This is a genomic window from Agromyces humi, assembly GCF_009720255.1.
Classification (GTDB): Bacteria; Actinomycetota; Actinomycetes; order Actinomycetales; family Microbacteriaceae; genus Agromyces; species Agromyces humi.
The window spans coordinates 1-12,594 of the sequence record NZ_WJSP02000005.1 but is presented as its reverse complement, the minus strand read 5'-3'; the positions used below and the strand labels follow the sequence as shown (position 1 = coordinate 12,594).

Sequence of the window (12,594 nt, the reverse complement as noted above, 5' to 3'; positions counted from 1 at the left end):
GCTCCCCCACCTGGATTCGAACCAAGACCTGACAGCTCCAAAGGCTGCCGTGCTGCCGTTACACCATGGGGGATCATGGCTCCGACCAGGCGGGGATGGACCGCCGCCTGGCCGGGTGACAGGACAGCCGGTGCTCAGCTCGTCCTGTTGGATGCACCATGCGCGGGTTCCGGCATGGGTGAGGGCCGGGCCGCGCTGTGCGACCCGACCCTCGATGGTGCGTTTCGCCTACTGGGCGTTGCCGAAGAAGATCGGCTCGCCGGCGAGGATGTACTCCACGCCCCAGACCCCGGCTGCGGCGCCTTCGACGGGGATCTCGATGATGACCGTGCCGGTGCCGCTCGCGTCCGTGTAGAGCTCGGAGATGTCGGACAGTTGCCCGTCCATGACCACGTAGGAGCCGTCGTACGACTGCCCTGCCGGGCTCACGTAGGTGAACGACAGATCGAATGGCGCGCCGGACTCCTCACCGACGTACTTGATCGTCACAGGCAGGGACGCGTACGCGTTACCCGGTGCCGGGTCGTCGTTGAACTGGTTGGCAGCCTTCACGTCGGCGGTGATGTCGAGATTCGGGGCACCCGCGGTGACCTCCCACACGGGCCCGTCGAGGGTGTCGACGACGACGGTGGACCCGAACGGCGCCGGGTTCTCACGGGTGCCGAGCTCGGGTTCCGCGGGTGTCTCATCTGCGGGCTGCGCGGCGTCGTCGCCTTCCTCAACCACAGCGGGAGCGTCGATGCCGGCCTCGTCGACCGCGTTGACCAGGACGGCCGCGTACGTGATCGCCATCAGGATCGACAGGAGCAACGCCAGCCCGGACAGGGACGTTCCGATGATCGCGGTGACCCGCGACTTGTTCTTCTGCAGGATTCCGATGATGCCGAGAACCAGCCCGACAAACGCGAGGAACCCACCGAACAGCCCCACGAACGGGATGAACGCGAGAAGCAGCCCGACACCGCCGAGAATGATCGATGCGATCCCGAGTCCGTTCGTGGTTGACGGCGCTGGCCCGACCGGCTGCGGCGCCCCGTACGGGAACGTCGGAGCGGCGACCGGGGCGCCATACGGCTGACCTGCCGGCGGTGCGCCATACGGGTCAGTCGGCTGAGATGCTGCGGGCTCCGGCTGCTGCCCCGGAGGTGGCGGAATGGTGGACATCCTGCAAGCCTCCCAGACCGCGTGCTGCCACGGAGAAAACGTGTGGCCCCTCTTCGAGTGGCACAGTCCCCAGACGCGCCGTCGGTGGGTCAGCGGATCCGTTCGACGTGCGCGAAGATCGCCGGCCAAGCGTCGTGATCGAAGGCGGCCTCACCTGTGTGGTGGGTGAACCGGTACACGCCGGGGGTCACGTCGACAACGGTGATCGTCCACGGAAGGTCCTTCGGGTCAGCACCGCTCCTGAACCAGGCGGCGAGATCCTTCATCCGCCAGGAATTCTCCAGGTCGGCATCAGGCTGTGCCAGCCATTCGGTGAGCTTCGACAACCAGTCGTCGTAGTCGGCGATGGAGTACGCCCACAGGTCCGTGCAGACCGATGCCAGCGCTTCGCCGTGCGGGTTGTCATCTTCGCCTGGGCCGAGCTCGGAGTCGTAGTGGCTGATGATGTACTGGTCGTCGCCGGTGCGGATCAGCGACGGGCTGCTGTTGAGAACCGGACCGTACGCGCAGCCTTGCTCGGCCATCTCTTCGATAGCCAGCGCCTGTCCGGCGACAGAGTTGTAGCTGGGCTTGCCGCGTTCAGGATCGCTCCAGCTGTAGAGCGGGCGCAGGTCGTCGTTGACGATCATCTTGCCGCTCGGCACCGCCAGCTCGATGACCGTGGTGATCCCCTCAGGAAGCGAGCATTCTGTCTTCGCGGCGACGGAAACGGGGTTCCCGTCGCTGTCCTCCACCACGGTCCAGGAAGCGTAGGCGTCGCACAGCTCGCAGGAGAACACGGCGCCGAACAGGTCTAGCCCGAACCATTTGGCGCCGTCCTCGCCTTCCGAGCCGAACTGCAACGCCACGGGCGGTTCGCCGCTTCGTCGGGAGATGTGCCTATGGCCGCGCTGATCGATCGGAAGACCGGTCAGGTCGCGGGAGGTCGTCGTGCTAGTGGACATTCGAGGGGTTCCTGTCTCGGTGAGGCGAATGGAACTGCGGGTTCGGACCGGATGGCGGAGCGCTACGGGTTCACCGCAACGCTCCGCCGTACTGCTCCTACCCCTTCACGCACATGAGCGTCTCGAGGTGCTCGACGACCTCGACCAGGTCGGACTGGGCGTCGATCACGCTGTGAATGTCCTTGTACGCCCCGGGGAGCTCGTCGAGGATGCCGCTGTCGCGGCGGGACTCGATGTTGCCGAGCTGCTCGGCGATCGCCGATGCACCGTCGTCGTCTCCGGCGAACGCGCGCTTTGCTGCCCCGCGAGACAGGCGGCGGCCGGCGCCGTGTGACGCGGACTGCATCGACAGGTCGTTCCCGAGACCACGGACCACGTACGATCCGGTGCCCATCGAGCCGGGGATGAGCGCGAGCTCTCCCCCGCCGGCGCGGATCGCGCCCTTCCGGGTCACGAGCATCATTCGGCCGTCGATCTCCTCCTCCGCAACGTAGTTGTGGTGGACGTTGATCGGCTCGTCGAACGTGACGCCCTTCGACTCGAAGTGCTTCGCGACCTGCTCCTTGAACAGGCCCATCATGACCGCGCGGGAACGGAGCGCGAACTCCTGAGCCCACTCGAGGTCGTGACGGTACGCCCGCATCTCCGGGGTGTCTCGGAAGAACACCGCCAGGTCACGGTCGGGCAGGTCCTGGTTGTGCGGAAGCTTCTTCGCGATCTGGATGTGACGCTCAGCGAGCTCCTTCCCGATGTTCCGGGAGCCGGAGTGCAGAGTAAGCCAGATCCGGTCCTCGGAGTCTGAGCACACCTCGATGAAGTGGTTCCCGCCGCCTAGCGACCCGAGCTGCGCCTGGGCGCGGCCTTCGAGCTTCTGGACACCGGAGTGGAGGTCGCGGAATGAACCCCAGAAGTTGTCCCAGCCGCGGTCGAGACCGAGGCGGCGGACGTTCACCGCGGAGTCGTGTCCGTTGAACCCGACCGGGATCGCCTCCTCGATCTTCAGGCGGAGGCCGTGAAGGTCGTCGAGGTCGGAGACGGTCAGGCTCGTGCGGACAGCGGACACACCGCAGCCGATGTCGACGCCGACGGCGGACGGGCTGATCGCCTGCTCCATCGCGATGACCGAGCCAACCGTAGCCCCCAGCCCGAAATGAACGTCCGGCATCACGGCCAGCTTGTGCACCCATTCCAGGGCTGCGATGTTGCGGAGCTGCTGCAGAGCGGCCTGCTCGATCTCGTGCTCGTGAGCCCAGAGGAGCGTGGGCGACTTCGCGCCGCGAAGCTCGACGGGGAACTGGGTGTTGGACATGGTCGTCCCTTTCGTCTGGCGCCTTGGCGCGGGGTGGTGTTTCGGCGGAGTCGGCCGCCAGCCGTGTTGGCGCCCCCGGCAGGACTCGAACCTGCACTCTGCGGATTAGAAGGCCGCTGCCTTGTCCTTTCGGCCACGGAGGCGTGGTGATGCCATGACGTCCATGCGCGGACGTTCGACGATCGACGGGCTCAGCCGCGTTCCCGCGGCAGGTACATCGTCTTCCCGGCGAGGTCTTCGAACCCGACGGACTGCCAGTGCTCACGGAGCTTCCGGTAGTTCTCCGGGCTGCGGCGCGGATCGGCCGGGCTGACATGCGCCGGGTCGGCCGGGACGGTCCCACGTTCGTCGAGATCGGAGGGGATGAGGATCAACAGCCCGTCCGGGAACATCCGCTCGATCGCCTGGATGATCTGCCCGCTGAGCCCGCGGCCGCGGTGCGCAGCCTCGACGGTGACATGGTCGACGATGACGAGGTGGTCAGCCCACGTGTCGGCGAACCAGTCCGGGTCCTCGAGCAGTTTCTCGTGCAGCCCGGCGCCGGCTTCGGCGAGATCGGCAGAGTCGCTGTCAAGCAAGGTCCACCAGACGGTCGGGTCGTCGTCGAGGTTGCGGATGACCGCCACCTGGGCGACCGCGGCGGTCTCACCGGGATCATCGTCAGGTTCACCGAACGCTACGACCGTGAACGTCCACCATTCGACGAGTTCGTGGTTCGCGGCCGCGAATAGGTCGAGCGGCGCCTCGCATTCAGCGCGGAGCGCGTACTGGAGGGCGTCGTCGGCCATGCGACCATCCTGCCCCACCGTTGCCTACCCGGTCAGAGGCCGCACTTCTGCACGGTCTCAGCGGACGCGTACCTGCGGAGGGTGTCGGACCCCCACTCGCGGTCACCGCCGGCCTGGACCTGGATGCCGAGCTTCTCCCGGAGCCACGCGGCGGCTTCAACGTCTGGTGCTCGCGGGTCGGAGTACGGGCTGATGTAGCGGTCGGTGATCCAGGAGGTGACGACCTCATCGCCGAAGCTCACGACGACGGTGTGGAGGCCAAGCCCGAATTCTCTGTGGAGCTCACCCTCGAGGCGGTTCGCGTCAGTGGAGCTCATCCCGTTGTGACGGAAGTGGTGTGTGGCCTCCTCGATGGAGGCGCGGAGCTTGGACATCGTGGTCTCCAGGTCGGTTGTTGAGAGCCCCAGGCGGGAGTCGAACCCGCGAACCTTCCGCTTACAAGGCGGCTGCTCTGGCCTCTGAGCTACTAGGGCGTGGCGCTCACATCAGCTGTGAGCGGGCTTGGTCACTCCCACCACTGGACGGGAGCGGACGGTGCTGTGGAGTCTTCGCGGAGCCGGTCTGCGACATGTCCGAGGACGAGGGCGACGAACACGACGCCCAGGCTGACCACCGCACCGATGTTTGCGAGGTCGGGGTCGGCGCCGTTGATGTCAGCGGTGATGAACCCGATCTCGCCGATGAGCCCGACACCGCCGAGCGTGAGGGCTGATGCTCCGATGCGATCCTTCATGACGATCACATGCGCGGGTCCGGCCGTACTCAGCGCTTCGGGAGTTCGCTCCCGTCTGGGAGGACGAGGATGTAATCGTCGTCGGCGTCCCGTACCGCGTGGACTGTGTAGCGGACGCCGTCCTGGGTCACGGATGTCTCCCGGATGCGCTTCGTGAGCGACTCCTTGGTGAGGTCGTCGGCCTGGGCGTCGGACAGCTCGACCGCGTAGACGTCAGAGGCGTACTCGCGTAGGTGGACGCGGTCCTGGTCTTCAGCCACTTGGGCGTTTACGACTCCAAAGAGTCCGAAGAGCGCCGCAGCGAACGCCGCTGCTGCCGCGGCAATCAGCGAGACGAGATGGAGAGGGCCGGGCATCCGTGATCCTTCGAGTCGGGGTGGGCCGATCTTCGGCCGTGGTCACACCATGCGCGGACTGGTGCACGCGGAGGGGATCGAACCCCCGACATCCTCGGTGTAAACGAGGTGCTCTGCCGCTGAGCTACGCGTGCGTGGGGTGACTGACGGGGTTCGAACCCGCGACTTCCCGGACCACAACCGGGCGCTCTACCGCTGAGCTACAGCCACCATGTGCCGGCTTCCTTGTTGGCGGCAAGGTCACGGCCAGGGGTTCGCTTCCTGATGCACGGGCCGGTATTACCGGTGGCCCCCTGCGCGCCTCGATACGTCACCTCGAGGAGGGTTGTGCCTGATGACCGGCCAAGCCTCGACGGATGCCAGTTCCGGCCGTCGATCCGGGCGCCGTACGCTGGCGCGCGCCCACCGGTGCCACCCGGCGGAAGTTGTGAGGTCAGCGATCGTTCTTCATGGCGTACCTGTTCGAGATGGCCTTCCATGAAGCACGGACGTAGTAGTCCCCCGCCTTCACCTGCGCCGTGTCCGCGGCCCGCCAGACGATGCCTTCGGCGGCGCGGTCGGGAGCGATCAGCGACTTCAGGCCTTCGACCTGCGCGAGCGCCTCGTCGACGGTGGCCGGGTACGGGAGGTCATAAACCGGGACGGAGAGGGCGGCGACCTCCGCCGGCCACTCGCCTCGGGGGATCTCCACGCCGTCGACCTGGACGGTGAACGCGGCGAACCGCGCTTCGTTCAGCTTCAGCGGGTTCCCCTGGACGCCGGCGCCGAACAGCTCCCCTTGCACGGCAGCCTTGGTCGCGTCGGGGTACGCCCGGCGAAGGGCGCCATGGAGATCATGCTCGAACGCCAACTTCCACATGGAGTGGTTCTCGGCGAACTGAAGGTCCCAGTTCCGGCCGGCGATACCGTCGTAGTCGGGTTCGATGAATGCCGTCATGGACGTGCCGTCGACCTTCTCCGTGGGGATCCAGTCATGGTCGCGTGCGGTGAGGATGAGCGCGAGGTTCTGGATGCGCTCCTCGTCGGTCTGGGCAATCCCGGATGGGAACGCACCACGGGCGAGGCCGGCCAGCGCGGCGGGGATCGGCGGCTCCCATTTGACGATCCCGAGCACGTCGGTGACGTCGTCACCGGCCGCGTACCCGGCGACCTCCGGGAACTCCGCGACCGGGAACACGATCCCCTGGGAGTACTGGCCGCGAAGCTTCGCGGTCTTCAGGACATGCCCGGTGAACCCTTCGAGGGTGGTGCGGGTGCCCCGCGGTGCGAGGAACGCGAACCTCGGGTCGGTGACATCAAGGTGGGAGTCCACCTCGATGTAGACGCAGAGGTCGCCGGGGCGGAACTCGCCCTTCTTGACGACGACGTCCCAGCCGCGCACGCGGACTCGTTCGATCGCGTCGGCGTCGGGGATCGGGGCGACCTCGATGATCTCGGCGATGGTGGCGAGAGCGCGGGTCTGGGTTCGGGTGAGGGTAGCGGTCATCTGGCGGCCTCCTTGGCTGCGGTCTTGATGGCTTTGCGGATGGCGGTCGCTGCTTTCGCCAGGTATCGGCGGCGTTCCCGGTCGGTGGTGAACGTGGCTCGCCGGCCGCCGAGCTCCACCTCGAGGGCGAGGGGTTTCGAGCCGTTCGCCGGGTAGGCGACCGCCTTGAAGACCCCGTGGCGGAGCCGGACGTACCCGATGAGGTCGCCGCGGCGGTCGGTGACGTCGTACGTCTCAGCCAGGGCGGTGCCGGCACGTCGAGCGAACGTGTAGAGCCGGCATGTGAGCGTCGAGGTGAGCGGTTCCATCACCCGTCACATGCGCGGGCGACCGGTCGTAGGGGAAGACCGCGTACCCGGCAGGCGGTTTCGGGTCTCGGGCTGTGAGGTAATTGGTGCGCTCGGCAGGATTCGAACCTGCGACTTCTGGCTTCGCAAGCCAGCGTTCTCTCCGCTGAACTACGAGCGCGTGGAGCCCCTGACCGGAATCGAACCGGTGACCTTCCCATTACGAGTGGGACGCTCTTGCCAACTGAGCTACAGGGGCGAGAGATGGGTTCCCGAACGGTGCCGGCGAAGCAGTACAGTGCTCGGAACTGGGAACCCGAAGGAGCCGCCGTGCCATCATCCGATATGGAGCGTCAGAACACGTTTGCGACGGTGATCGAGTTGGACAAGCTCGTGGCGAACGAGTTGAGGGTGGCGGACGTGGGGTGCCACCTGATGCCCGGTGAGGAGCACGCCGCGATCCTCGTTGCCGCCGACGAAACCCGCATGTACGCGTACTACCGGTGCCAGTTGAAGTGGTGGGAGGCTGTGTTCACTTGGTACCCGGCGGCGGACACCGCAACGGTCACCAGGACGTCCAAGCTCACCTCTGCGTTGGGGTCACCGCGGTCAGCCGCACGGAAACTTGCCGCGCAGTCCACGGTGCTCGCCGCGCCCTGAAAGCTCAGTCGCTGGAACGGTCCTGCCCGACGCCAGCCATGACCGCGGCAACCTGGTCGAGGTACTTCCCAGAGGGGATCCAGTCGATCTCCGCTTCCCCGACCGACTCGGTGGTTCGCTGGCGGGCGAGGTCGTAGAGGTTCAACTCCCTGATCGGGGTGCGCGCCGGCCGACGGGCCGGGCGTTCGGCACGGTCGGTGCTGGTCGGCATGCGGCTCCTCACAGGTGGGGAACGTACATGCGCGGGCGGTGCGACTGGAGAGATTCGAACTCCCGACACCCCGGGCCGAAACCGGGCGCTCTTCCGCTGAGCTACAGCCGCGTGATGACGTGTTGGGTGGGGCGGCGTCGGCCGGGGCTGATGGCGCCCAACCGGCCAGATATTTGAGCGGATGACGGGGTTCGAACCCGCGACCTTCACCTTGGCAAGGTGACGCGCTACCAGCTGCGCTACATCCGCGTGGGGCGTTGCGGCCGCCCAGGCCGTGGATCAGTTTACGAGCTCGAAGATGATGTCCAGTCCATCGTCCGGGTGGTACGACCATGACGCCTCGATCTCGGCGTCCTCCGCCTCCCAGTTGCCTGATTGGCGACCGTCGAGGCTGCGGGTCTCGTACATCAGCTCCCTTACACGGCTCGGCGTGCCGACCGCGTCGATGACGCAGTCCAGGCCGGTGAAGTCGATGTCGCCTGACAGCGCGTCTTCCCCTTCACCGTCGATGATCAGGGTGGTGCCGTCATCTTCGACGTCGGCGTACGCGACGAGGTTGCACTTCTTGACGGCGTCAGCGAAGAACGTGGACTTCGCCTCTTCCGCTGCCTTCTCCGCGGCGGCAGCGGCGGACGCCGCTTCCTGCTTCAGCCGCGACTCGGTTGCAGAGGATCCGACCGGGACGCCGATCGCTACGCCGACGAGGATTCCGACAACCAGGGCGCCCGCGCCGACCACGGTCGGTAGGAACCACGGCGCCTTCCAGACGGGACCTACCGTGCTCGGCGGAGCCGGAGGTGGTCCTCCCGGCGCCGGCGTTGCCGCCGTCGCCTCGACGGGTGCGTCCCCCGGGACGGGATCCGAGACCGGGTGGCTGTCCGTTGCGCCGCTCGGCCCGTCTGCCGATCCGGGAGTGATGTCGACCATGACTGATCTCCGTTCAGGTCCGCCGTAGGGCGCGGGGGCCTTCCGACGGTACCGAGGGTGGCGTGCGGATGGGACTCCCAGTGTTGGGGGTGGCAAAAGACGATCACTGCCGGTTGGCCGGCACCGATAGGCTCCATCCACCGACGATGAAGGGACGCGACGTGGCTGGGTTCTTCGAGAAGAAGATCATGCAGGACATCGACGGTCGCCTGCGCGCGATGTGGCCCGGTGTGCAGGCGTCCATTCGGCAATCCGACTACCACCCCGACGGGCTGGTGATTCGGGTCCGGGCGCACCAGATCGCGTTCTTCGACCTCACCACCCTCAGGAACCGGTGGACGTCTGTGCTCGGACTCGGAGAGGAAGGCGCGGAAGGTGACCCCTCCAGCCGCCGCTTCGCTGACCTTGGGCTCTCTGTCGGTGCTCCACCAGCTCAGGTCGCCCCGCGGTGGATGGAGATGCTCCGCGAGGACTGGAACGGCGTGGTGACCGGCATGGACGAGATCCTCCGCCGCGCTGAGGCTGGGGAACTCTGAGACTGGAGCGGATGACCGGATTCGCACCGGCGTTGCCCGGGTGGAAGCCGGGGATCCTGGACTGCTGGAAGACATCCGCACGTAGTGCGCCGCGTGGGCGGTGGTGGTGCACCGGGCAGGCTTCGCTCCTGCGACCTTCCGCGTGTCGGGCGGGTGCTCTGCTGGGCTGAGCTACCGGTGCGTGTGGGTGGGCCCCGTCGGGCTCGAACCGACGACCCGCGACTTAAAAGGACGCTGCTCTACCAACTGAGCTAGAGGCCCGGACGACGCCGTCCGCCCCGCCGCACCCAGATGGCTCGGCCGCTTGACGGCGTCGTTGTGGAAGGTGTGACCCTCCCGCGTCGGGGTGACAGGGTTCGAACCTGCGGCCTCGCCGTCCCGAACGGCGCGCGATACCAAACTTCGCCACACCCCGTGGCCCGCCACCAGAAGGCGGCGGTCGGTCAGCCCTCCCGGACCGGCCAGTACGTCGGGTCGTTCACCCGTTCGATGAGCTCGTCGACGGTGTCGCACACCCGTTCGATGAGCTCGTCGACGGTGTCGCACACCCGGAAGTAGTAGTCGCCGTTGCTTTCGCGGGCGTACACGTATCCGTGCCGCGAACCTGTCGGGCTGTCCAGGTCGATCAACGGGACGGCCGTCTTCACGATTGTCGTGTTGCCGCAGGACTTGTACAGGCAGCATTTCCGCTCGATGGTGTCCGGCAGGTCAGCCCAGGCGGTGCCGGGCGGGTAGGTCTGCTGTGGCTCGAGGGTCGCGCGGTACTCGGCTGCCCAATCGTCTTCGTCCATGCTGCTCCTCTAGTCGATCAGTTCATGCGCGGCTCAGGTACGGAGGCGCTCTCCGCGGCACGTATCCTCGTATCCGGGCAAGAGGAGTTGGGATGCGTTCGGGCGTGCGCGCCGTCATGGCTGTGGCGGCGGTCCTCTTCCTGTCCGCGTGTGCGCCGGCGTACGACCAGGCGACCGCGGCCGCGTTGCGCGGGTACGTCGTGGACGCGAGCACAGCTTCCGCTGCAGGTGACTGGAAGTCCGCCATCGGGGCGCTCGATGAGCTCGGCGCGGCTCTCACCGCCGCCCGGGGAGCCGGGAAGGTCGACGACACCCGGTTTGGGAAGATCGTCGACGCGATGGAGCTCGTCCGCCAGGATCTCGACAAGCAGATCGACACTGAGATCGCTCTCGCTGAGGCTGCAGCGGACGCCGTGGAACGTCAACGCCTCCTCGACGAGCAGGCGCGCTTGCAGCAGCAGATCACCGAGCTGCAGGAGCAGGCGAGCTCCGAGGATGAGTACGTCCCTGAGCCGGAGGTTGAGCCGACTGAGGAGCCGGCGCCGGTCGAGGGTGGGGGTCGTCACGGCCGGGACCGCGACGACGACACCAACGATGGCTGGTGGGGCGACGGCGGAGGCCGCGGCGACCGGGACTGACTGGAGCCGACGACGGGGCTCGAACCCGCAACCCTCTGCTTGGGAAGCAGATGCCCTACCAGTTGGGCCACGTCGGCAAAGTGGGGCGGCAGAGCACCTGGCCCTCAAGGGGTGGTGCCGTGCCGCCGTGAACTACATGCGCGGGAACAGCTCGCAGCGGGTCAGAGCGTCCCGAGCGGCCAGAGGCCGCCCTTCCGGAGCCACTCGATGGTGTGCTCGTTGATCTGCTGCTCCTCCGGTACAGGCTGCAGGTCCAGCATCATCTCCTCGAACAGCGCGACGAACTCGCCCCGCTCCAAGGTCCCGGCGTACTCCTCACCGGTGACATTGGAACGGAACGCGTGCCGGGTCACGCGGTTCGGGTAGAAGTCCGGAGTGCCTGCGTGCTGCGGCCGCTTGCCGATCCGGCGGGACGAGAGGACCTCCGCCCAGCGGCGCTCCATCTCATCGGCGTCCGGACCGAGCAGCGCAAGCTTGATCTGGTCCCGTTCACGGAACGCCACCTCCTGCTGCACGCTCCGGAGCGCTTCCGCTTCGTTCAACGCCGCGTCCACCGGCCCGACCCGCAACTGCGCGCAGTCGTGCCGGAACCGGAAGTAGAACCGGTCCTCCCCCAACCACCCGTACGCCTGCACCGGGAAGGATCCGAGACCGCCGGGGGTGAACCGGAGGCCGAGGTCGGCGTGTTTGCGCTCGAGGGCGGGGCGGTCCATGAGGTGGTCCTTTCGAAGTCGGTCGTCGCGTTCATGCGCGGCCGCTTGGTTGGTTGCGGTGACGGGATTCGAACCCGCGACTTCCTGGGAATGAGCCAGGCGGGCTACCGGACTGCCCTACACCGCTGGTGACCCATGCCGGACTTGAACCGGCTCCCTGGAGGCTGAGAACCTCCCCGAGCTTCATTACTCAAATGGGCCGAGTGCCGACCTGACGGCCGGCGCGCCTGCTTACCGCAGGCTGAGATTGGCGTTTCTGATTTCGTTCGCTTGCTGGATCGCGAGGCTCCAGTCCATGCCGGTGAATCTGTCGATCTCGTCGGAGATCTCGCCGGCCGAGATGTACCCGACGTTGTCGCCCAGTTCGCCGGTGAGCAGCAGGTACAGCTCACCGGCGGTGGCATGGTCGAACGGGCGGTACTCACCGACGATGCACTCGGTGCAGCCGCAGCCGGGCGGGTCAATCGCGATGAGCTTCGTCACGGTGTTCCTCCGTTCAGTGGTCGTCAGTCCCAGTACCCGCCGCGCCACGGGGTGTGGCGGTGGCCGGTGTCGGGCTGGTCGGTGTCGTCGAGAAGGTCGCCGCCGCGGTGGGCCTTCACGAGGTCGTGGAGGGTGTCGCGGGTGTGGGCGCGGTCCGGGCCCCACCACGCGTCGTGGCGGTCCTTCTTCGCGTTCCGGTACCCGCCCCAGTGGCGGCGCTCTTCCTGCCACGGGATGTCCCAGCTGCACCACGGGGTGAGGGTGGTGGCGGTGACGGTCTCGCCGGCGTCGCAGGCTCGGCCGTTTCGGCCGCAGTAGTGGTTGATGTGGATCTGGTGCTCCGGTCGGAGCTGCAGCACGCATGCGGGGGTGTGCGCGTTGGTGCGGGACATGGTCGGTTCTCGTCTCCGACCGTCGCGGCCCGCCAGGGTTGGCGGGTCAGTGCGCGACGGTCACTAAGACTCGGCGCTCGGTGCCATGCACGTGCTTCCTCTCTAGTCGGCCCACCATCCGTAGACGGTGTGGCGGCGTTGCTGGTTGATCAGGTGTGAGTCGTCTACCTCATGCG

General features: G+C 67.1%; 18 protein-coding genes and 16 tRNA genes. 3 read left to right on the top strand and 31 right to left on the bottom strand.

What is annotated here, in order from left to right; translation table 11 throughout:
- Position 1: 1 nt before the first annotated feature.
- The 16 genes from GH736_RS01200 to GH736_RS01125 all read right to left on the bottom strand — a co-directional run bounded on the left by GH736_RS01200 (position 2) and on the right by GH736_RS01125 (position 7,326).
- A tRNA-Gln gene (locus GH736_RS01200) sits at positions 2-73 on the bottom strand.
- A 155-nt stretch (positions 74-228) separates the two neighbouring features.
- Positions 229-1,164: a DUF4190 domain-containing protein gene (locus tag GH736_RS01195; protein ID WP_159599462.1), complete on the bottom strand. Its 936-nt coding sequence runs from the start codon at positions 1,162-1,164 to the stop codon at positions 229-231.
- Between the two features lie 89 nt (positions 1,165-1,253).
- Entirely contained in the window at positions 1,254-2,108 is an 855-nt protein-coding gene (locus GH736_RS01190; RefSeq protein ID WP_159599460.1) for a hypothetical protein, read from the bottom strand.
- Between the two features lie 97 nt (positions 2,109-2,205).
- Positions 2,206-3,417, bottom strand: a complete 1,212-nt coding sequence (locus GH736_RS01185) for an RtcB family protein (RefSeq protein ID WP_159599458.1) — start codon at positions 3,415-3,417, stop codon at positions 2,206-2,208.
- Between the two features lie 67 nt (positions 3,418-3,484).
- Positions 3,485-3,560 (bottom strand) — tRNA-Arg (locus tag GH736_RS01180).
- 48 nt (positions 3,561-3,608) lie between these two features.
- Positions 3,609-4,205, bottom strand: coding sequence for a hypothetical protein (locus GH736_RS01175; protein WP_159599456.1), 597 nt, complete (start codon positions 4,203-4,205; stop codon positions 3,609-3,611).
- A gap of 32 nt (positions 4,206-4,237) precedes the next feature.
- On the bottom strand, positions 4,238-4,579 hold the full coding sequence (locus tag GH736_RS01170) for a hypothetical protein (protein ID WP_159599454.1): 342 nt from the start codon (positions 4,577-4,579) through the stop codon (positions 4,238-4,240).
- Positions 4,580-4,604: 25 nt separating this feature from the next.
- Positions 4,605-4,678 (bottom strand) — tRNA-Thr (locus GH736_RS01165).
- Between the two features lie 32 nt (positions 4,679-4,710).
- Positions 4,711-4,938, bottom strand: coding sequence for a hypothetical protein (locus GH736_RS01160; RefSeq protein WP_159599452.1), 228 nt, complete (start codon positions 4,936-4,938; stop codon positions 4,711-4,713).
- Between the two features lie 29 nt (positions 4,939-4,967).
- A complete protein-coding gene (locus GH736_RS01155) occupies positions 4,968-5,294 on the bottom strand; it encodes a hypothetical protein (protein WP_159599450.1) in 327 nt (108 codons plus the stop codon).
- A 59-nt stretch (positions 5,295-5,353) separates the two neighbouring features.
- Positions 5,354-5,428: transfer RNA gene (locus GH736_RS01150), tRNA-Val, on the bottom strand.
- 1 nt (position 5,429) lies between these two features.
- A tRNA-His gene (locus GH736_RS01145) sits at positions 5,430-5,504 on the bottom strand.
- Between the two features lie 223 nt (positions 5,505-5,727).
- Positions 5,728-6,780, bottom strand: coding sequence for an RNA ligase (ATP) (locus GH736_RS01140; protein ID WP_159599448.1), 1,053 nt, complete (start codon positions 6,778-6,780; stop codon positions 5,728-5,730).
- Positions 6,777-7,088: a hypothetical protein gene (locus GH736_RS01135; RefSeq protein ID WP_159599446.1), complete on the bottom strand. Its 312-nt coding sequence runs from the start codon at positions 7,086-7,088 to the stop codon at positions 6,777-6,779. Before GH736_RS01135 ends, GH736_RS01140 begins: the two co-directional genes overlap by 4 nt.
- An 84-nt stretch (positions 7,089-7,172) precedes the next feature.
- Positions 7,173-7,248, bottom strand: a tRNA-Arg gene (locus GH736_RS01130).
- Between the two features lies 1 nt (position 7,249).
- A tRNA-Thr gene (locus tag GH736_RS01125) sits at positions 7,250-7,326 on the bottom strand.
- A gap of 71 nt (positions 7,327-7,397) precedes the next feature.
- Between GH736_RS01125 and GH736_RS01120 the strand changes: the two genes are divergently transcribed.
- Entirely contained in the window at positions 7,398-7,727 is a 330-nt protein-coding gene (locus tag GH736_RS01120; RefSeq protein WP_159599444.1) for a hypothetical protein, read from the top strand.
- A gap of 4 nt (positions 7,728-7,731) precedes the next feature.
- Here GH736_RS01120 and GH736_RS01115 read toward each other — a convergent pair whose 3' ends face one another.
- The 4 genes from GH736_RS01115 to GH736_RS01100 all read right to left on the bottom strand — a co-directional run bounded on the left by GH736_RS01115 (position 7,732) and on the right by GH736_RS01100 (position 8,676).
- Complete coding sequence (locus tag GH736_RS01115; RefSeq protein ID WP_159599442.1) at positions 7,732-7,938, bottom strand: hypothetical protein; 207 nt, start codon at positions 7,936-7,938, stop codon at positions 7,732-7,734.
- A 39-nt stretch (positions 7,939-7,977) separates the two neighbouring features.
- A tRNA-Arg gene (locus GH736_RS01110) sits at positions 7,978-8,049 on the bottom strand.
- A gap of 65 nt (positions 8,050-8,114) precedes the next feature.
- Positions 8,115-8,187 (bottom strand) — tRNA-Gly (locus GH736_RS01105).
- A gap of 30 nt (positions 8,188-8,217) precedes the next feature.
- Positions 8,218-8,676, bottom strand: coding sequence for a hypothetical protein (locus GH736_RS01100; protein ID WP_159599441.1), 459 nt, complete (start codon positions 8,674-8,676; stop codon positions 8,218-8,220).
- A gap of 257 nt (positions 8,677-8,933) precedes the next feature.
- On the opposite strand from GH736_RS01100, the gene GH736_RS01095 reads away from it, so the two are divergent.
- The gene (locus tag GH736_RS01095; RefSeq protein WP_159599440.1) at positions 8,934-9,401 is read left to right on the top strand and encodes a hypothetical protein; all 468 of its coding nucleotides are present in this window, start codon (positions 8,934-8,936) and stop codon (positions 9,399-9,401) included.
- A 3-nt stretch (positions 9,402-9,404) separates the two neighbouring features.
- Here GH736_RS01095 and GH736_RS01090 read toward each other — a convergent pair.
- The 5 genes from GH736_RS01090 to GH736_RS01070 all read right to left on the bottom strand — a co-directional run bounded on the left by GH736_RS01090 (position 9,405) and on the right by GH736_RS01070 (position 10,192).
- Positions 9,405-9,480, bottom strand: a tRNA-Gly gene (locus tag GH736_RS01090).
- Between the two features lie 25 nt (positions 9,481-9,505).
- Positions 9,506-9,582: transfer RNA gene (locus GH736_RS01085), tRNA-Val, on the bottom strand.
- Between the two features lie 7 nt (positions 9,583-9,589).
- Positions 9,590-9,662: transfer RNA gene (locus GH736_RS01080), tRNA-Lys, on the bottom strand.
- An 80-nt stretch (positions 9,663-9,742) separates the two neighbouring features.
- Positions 9,743-9,816, bottom strand: a tRNA-Pro gene (locus GH736_RS01075).
- Between the two features lie 28 nt (positions 9,817-9,844).
- The gene (locus GH736_RS01070) at positions 9,845-10,192 is read right to left on the bottom strand and encodes a hypothetical protein (RefSeq protein ID WP_159599439.1); all 348 of its coding nucleotides are present in this window, start codon (positions 10,190-10,192) and stop codon (positions 9,845-9,847) included.
- Between the two features lie 92 nt (positions 10,193-10,284).
- Between GH736_RS01070 and GH736_RS01065 the strand changes: the two genes are divergently transcribed.
- Complete coding sequence (locus tag GH736_RS01065) at positions 10,285-10,830, top strand: hypothetical protein (RefSeq protein ID WP_159599438.1); 546 nt, start codon at positions 10,285-10,287, stop codon at positions 10,828-10,830.
- A 1-nt stretch (position 10,831) separates the two neighbouring features.
- Here the strand turns inward: GH736_RS01065 and GH736_RS01060 are convergent.
- The 6 genes from GH736_RS01060 to GH736_RS01035 all read right to left on the bottom strand — a co-directional run bounded on the left by GH736_RS01060 (position 10,832) and on the right by GH736_RS01035 (position 12,418).
- A tRNA-Gly gene (locus GH736_RS01060) sits at positions 10,832-10,907 on the bottom strand.
- An 84-nt stretch (positions 10,908-10,991) separates the two neighbouring features.
- Complete coding sequence (locus GH736_RS01055) at positions 10,992-11,543, bottom strand: hypothetical protein (RefSeq protein ID WP_159599436.1); 552 nt, start codon at positions 11,541-11,543, stop codon at positions 10,992-10,994.
- A gap of 50 nt (positions 11,544-11,593) precedes the next feature.
- Positions 11,594-11,670 (bottom strand) — tRNA-Met (locus GH736_RS01050).
- Positions 11,670-11,744, bottom strand: a tRNA-Glu gene (locus GH736_RS01045). Before GH736_RS01045 ends, GH736_RS01050 begins: the two co-directional genes overlap by 1 nt.
- A 30-nt stretch (positions 11,745-11,774) precedes the next feature.
- Positions 11,775-12,026 carry a hypothetical protein gene (locus GH736_RS01040; RefSeq protein WP_159599434.1) on the bottom strand — a complete coding sequence of 84 codons (252 nt, stop codon included), beginning with the start codon at positions 12,024-12,026 and terminating at the stop codon, positions 11,775-11,777.
- Between the two features lie 23 nt (positions 12,027-12,049).
- On the bottom strand, positions 12,050-12,418 hold the full coding sequence (locus tag GH736_RS01035; protein WP_159599432.1) for a hypothetical protein: 369 nt from the start codon (positions 12,416-12,418) through the stop codon (positions 12,050-12,052).
- Between the last annotated feature and the right edge of the window lie 176 nt (positions 12,419-12,594).

What these genes read in the sequence shown, in the direction of transcription:
- GH736_RS01140 (WP_159599448.1), bottom strand. Translation starts at nt 6,780, where the DNA reads ATGACCGCTACCCTCACCCGAACCCAGACCCGCGCTCTCGCCACCATC.
- GH736_RS01160 (WP_159599452.1), bottom strand. Translation starts at nt 4,938, where the DNA reads ATGAAGGATCGCATCGGAGCATCAGCCCTCACGCTCGGCGGTGTCGGG.
- GH736_RS01185 (WP_159599458.1), bottom strand. Translation starts at nt 3,417, where the DNA reads ATGTCCAACACCCAGTTCCCCGTCGAGCTTCGCGGCGCGAAGTCGCCC.
- GH736_RS01095 (WP_159599440.1), top strand. Translation starts at nt 8,934, where the DNA reads ATGGGACTCCCAGTGTTGGGGGTGGCAAAAGACGATCACTGCCGGTTG.
- GH736_RS01155 (WP_159599450.1), bottom strand. Translation starts at nt 5,294, where the DNA reads ATGCCCGGCCCTCTCCATCTCGTCTCGCTGATTGCCGCGGCAGCAGCG.
- GH736_RS01065 (WP_159599438.1), top strand. Translation starts at nt 10,285, where the DNA reads ATGCGTTCGGGCGTGCGCGCCGTCATGGCTGTGGCGGCGGTCCTCTTC.
- GH736_RS01135 (WP_159599446.1), bottom strand. Translation starts at nt 7,088, where the DNA reads ATGGAACCGCTCACCTCGACGCTCACATGCCGGCTCTACACGTTCGCT.
- GH736_RS01070 (WP_159599439.1), bottom strand. Translation starts at nt 10,192, where the DNA reads ATGGACGAAGACGATTGGGCAGCCGAGTACCGCGCGACCCTCGAGCCA.
- GH736_RS01195 (WP_159599462.1), bottom strand. Translation starts at nt 1,164, where the DNA reads ATGTCCACCATTCCGCCACCTCCGGGGCAGCAGCCGGAGCCCGCAGCA.
- GH736_RS01115 (WP_159599442.1), bottom strand. Translation starts at nt 7,938, where the DNA reads ATGCCGACCAGCACCGACCGTGCCGAACGCCCGGCCCGTCGGCCGGCG.
- GH736_RS01035 (WP_159599432.1), bottom strand. Translation starts at nt 12,418, where the DNA reads ATGTCCCGCACCAACGCGCACACCCCCGCATGCGTGCTGCAGCTCCGA.
- GH736_RS01190 (WP_159599460.1), bottom strand. Translation starts at nt 2,108, where the DNA reads ATGTCCACTAGCACGACGACCTCCCGCGACCTGACCGGTCTTCCGATC.
- GH736_RS01175 (WP_159599456.1), bottom strand. Translation starts at nt 4,205, where the DNA reads ATGGCCGACGACGCCCTCCAGTACGCGCTCCGCGCTGAATGCGAGGCG.
- GH736_RS01055 (WP_159599436.1), bottom strand. Translation starts at nt 11,543, where the DNA reads ATGGACCGCCCCGCCCTCGAGCGCAAACACGCCGACCTCGGCCTCCGG.
- GH736_RS01170 (WP_159599454.1), bottom strand. Translation starts at nt 4,579, where the DNA reads ATGTCCAAGCTCCGCGCCTCCATCGAGGAGGCCACACACCACTTCCGT.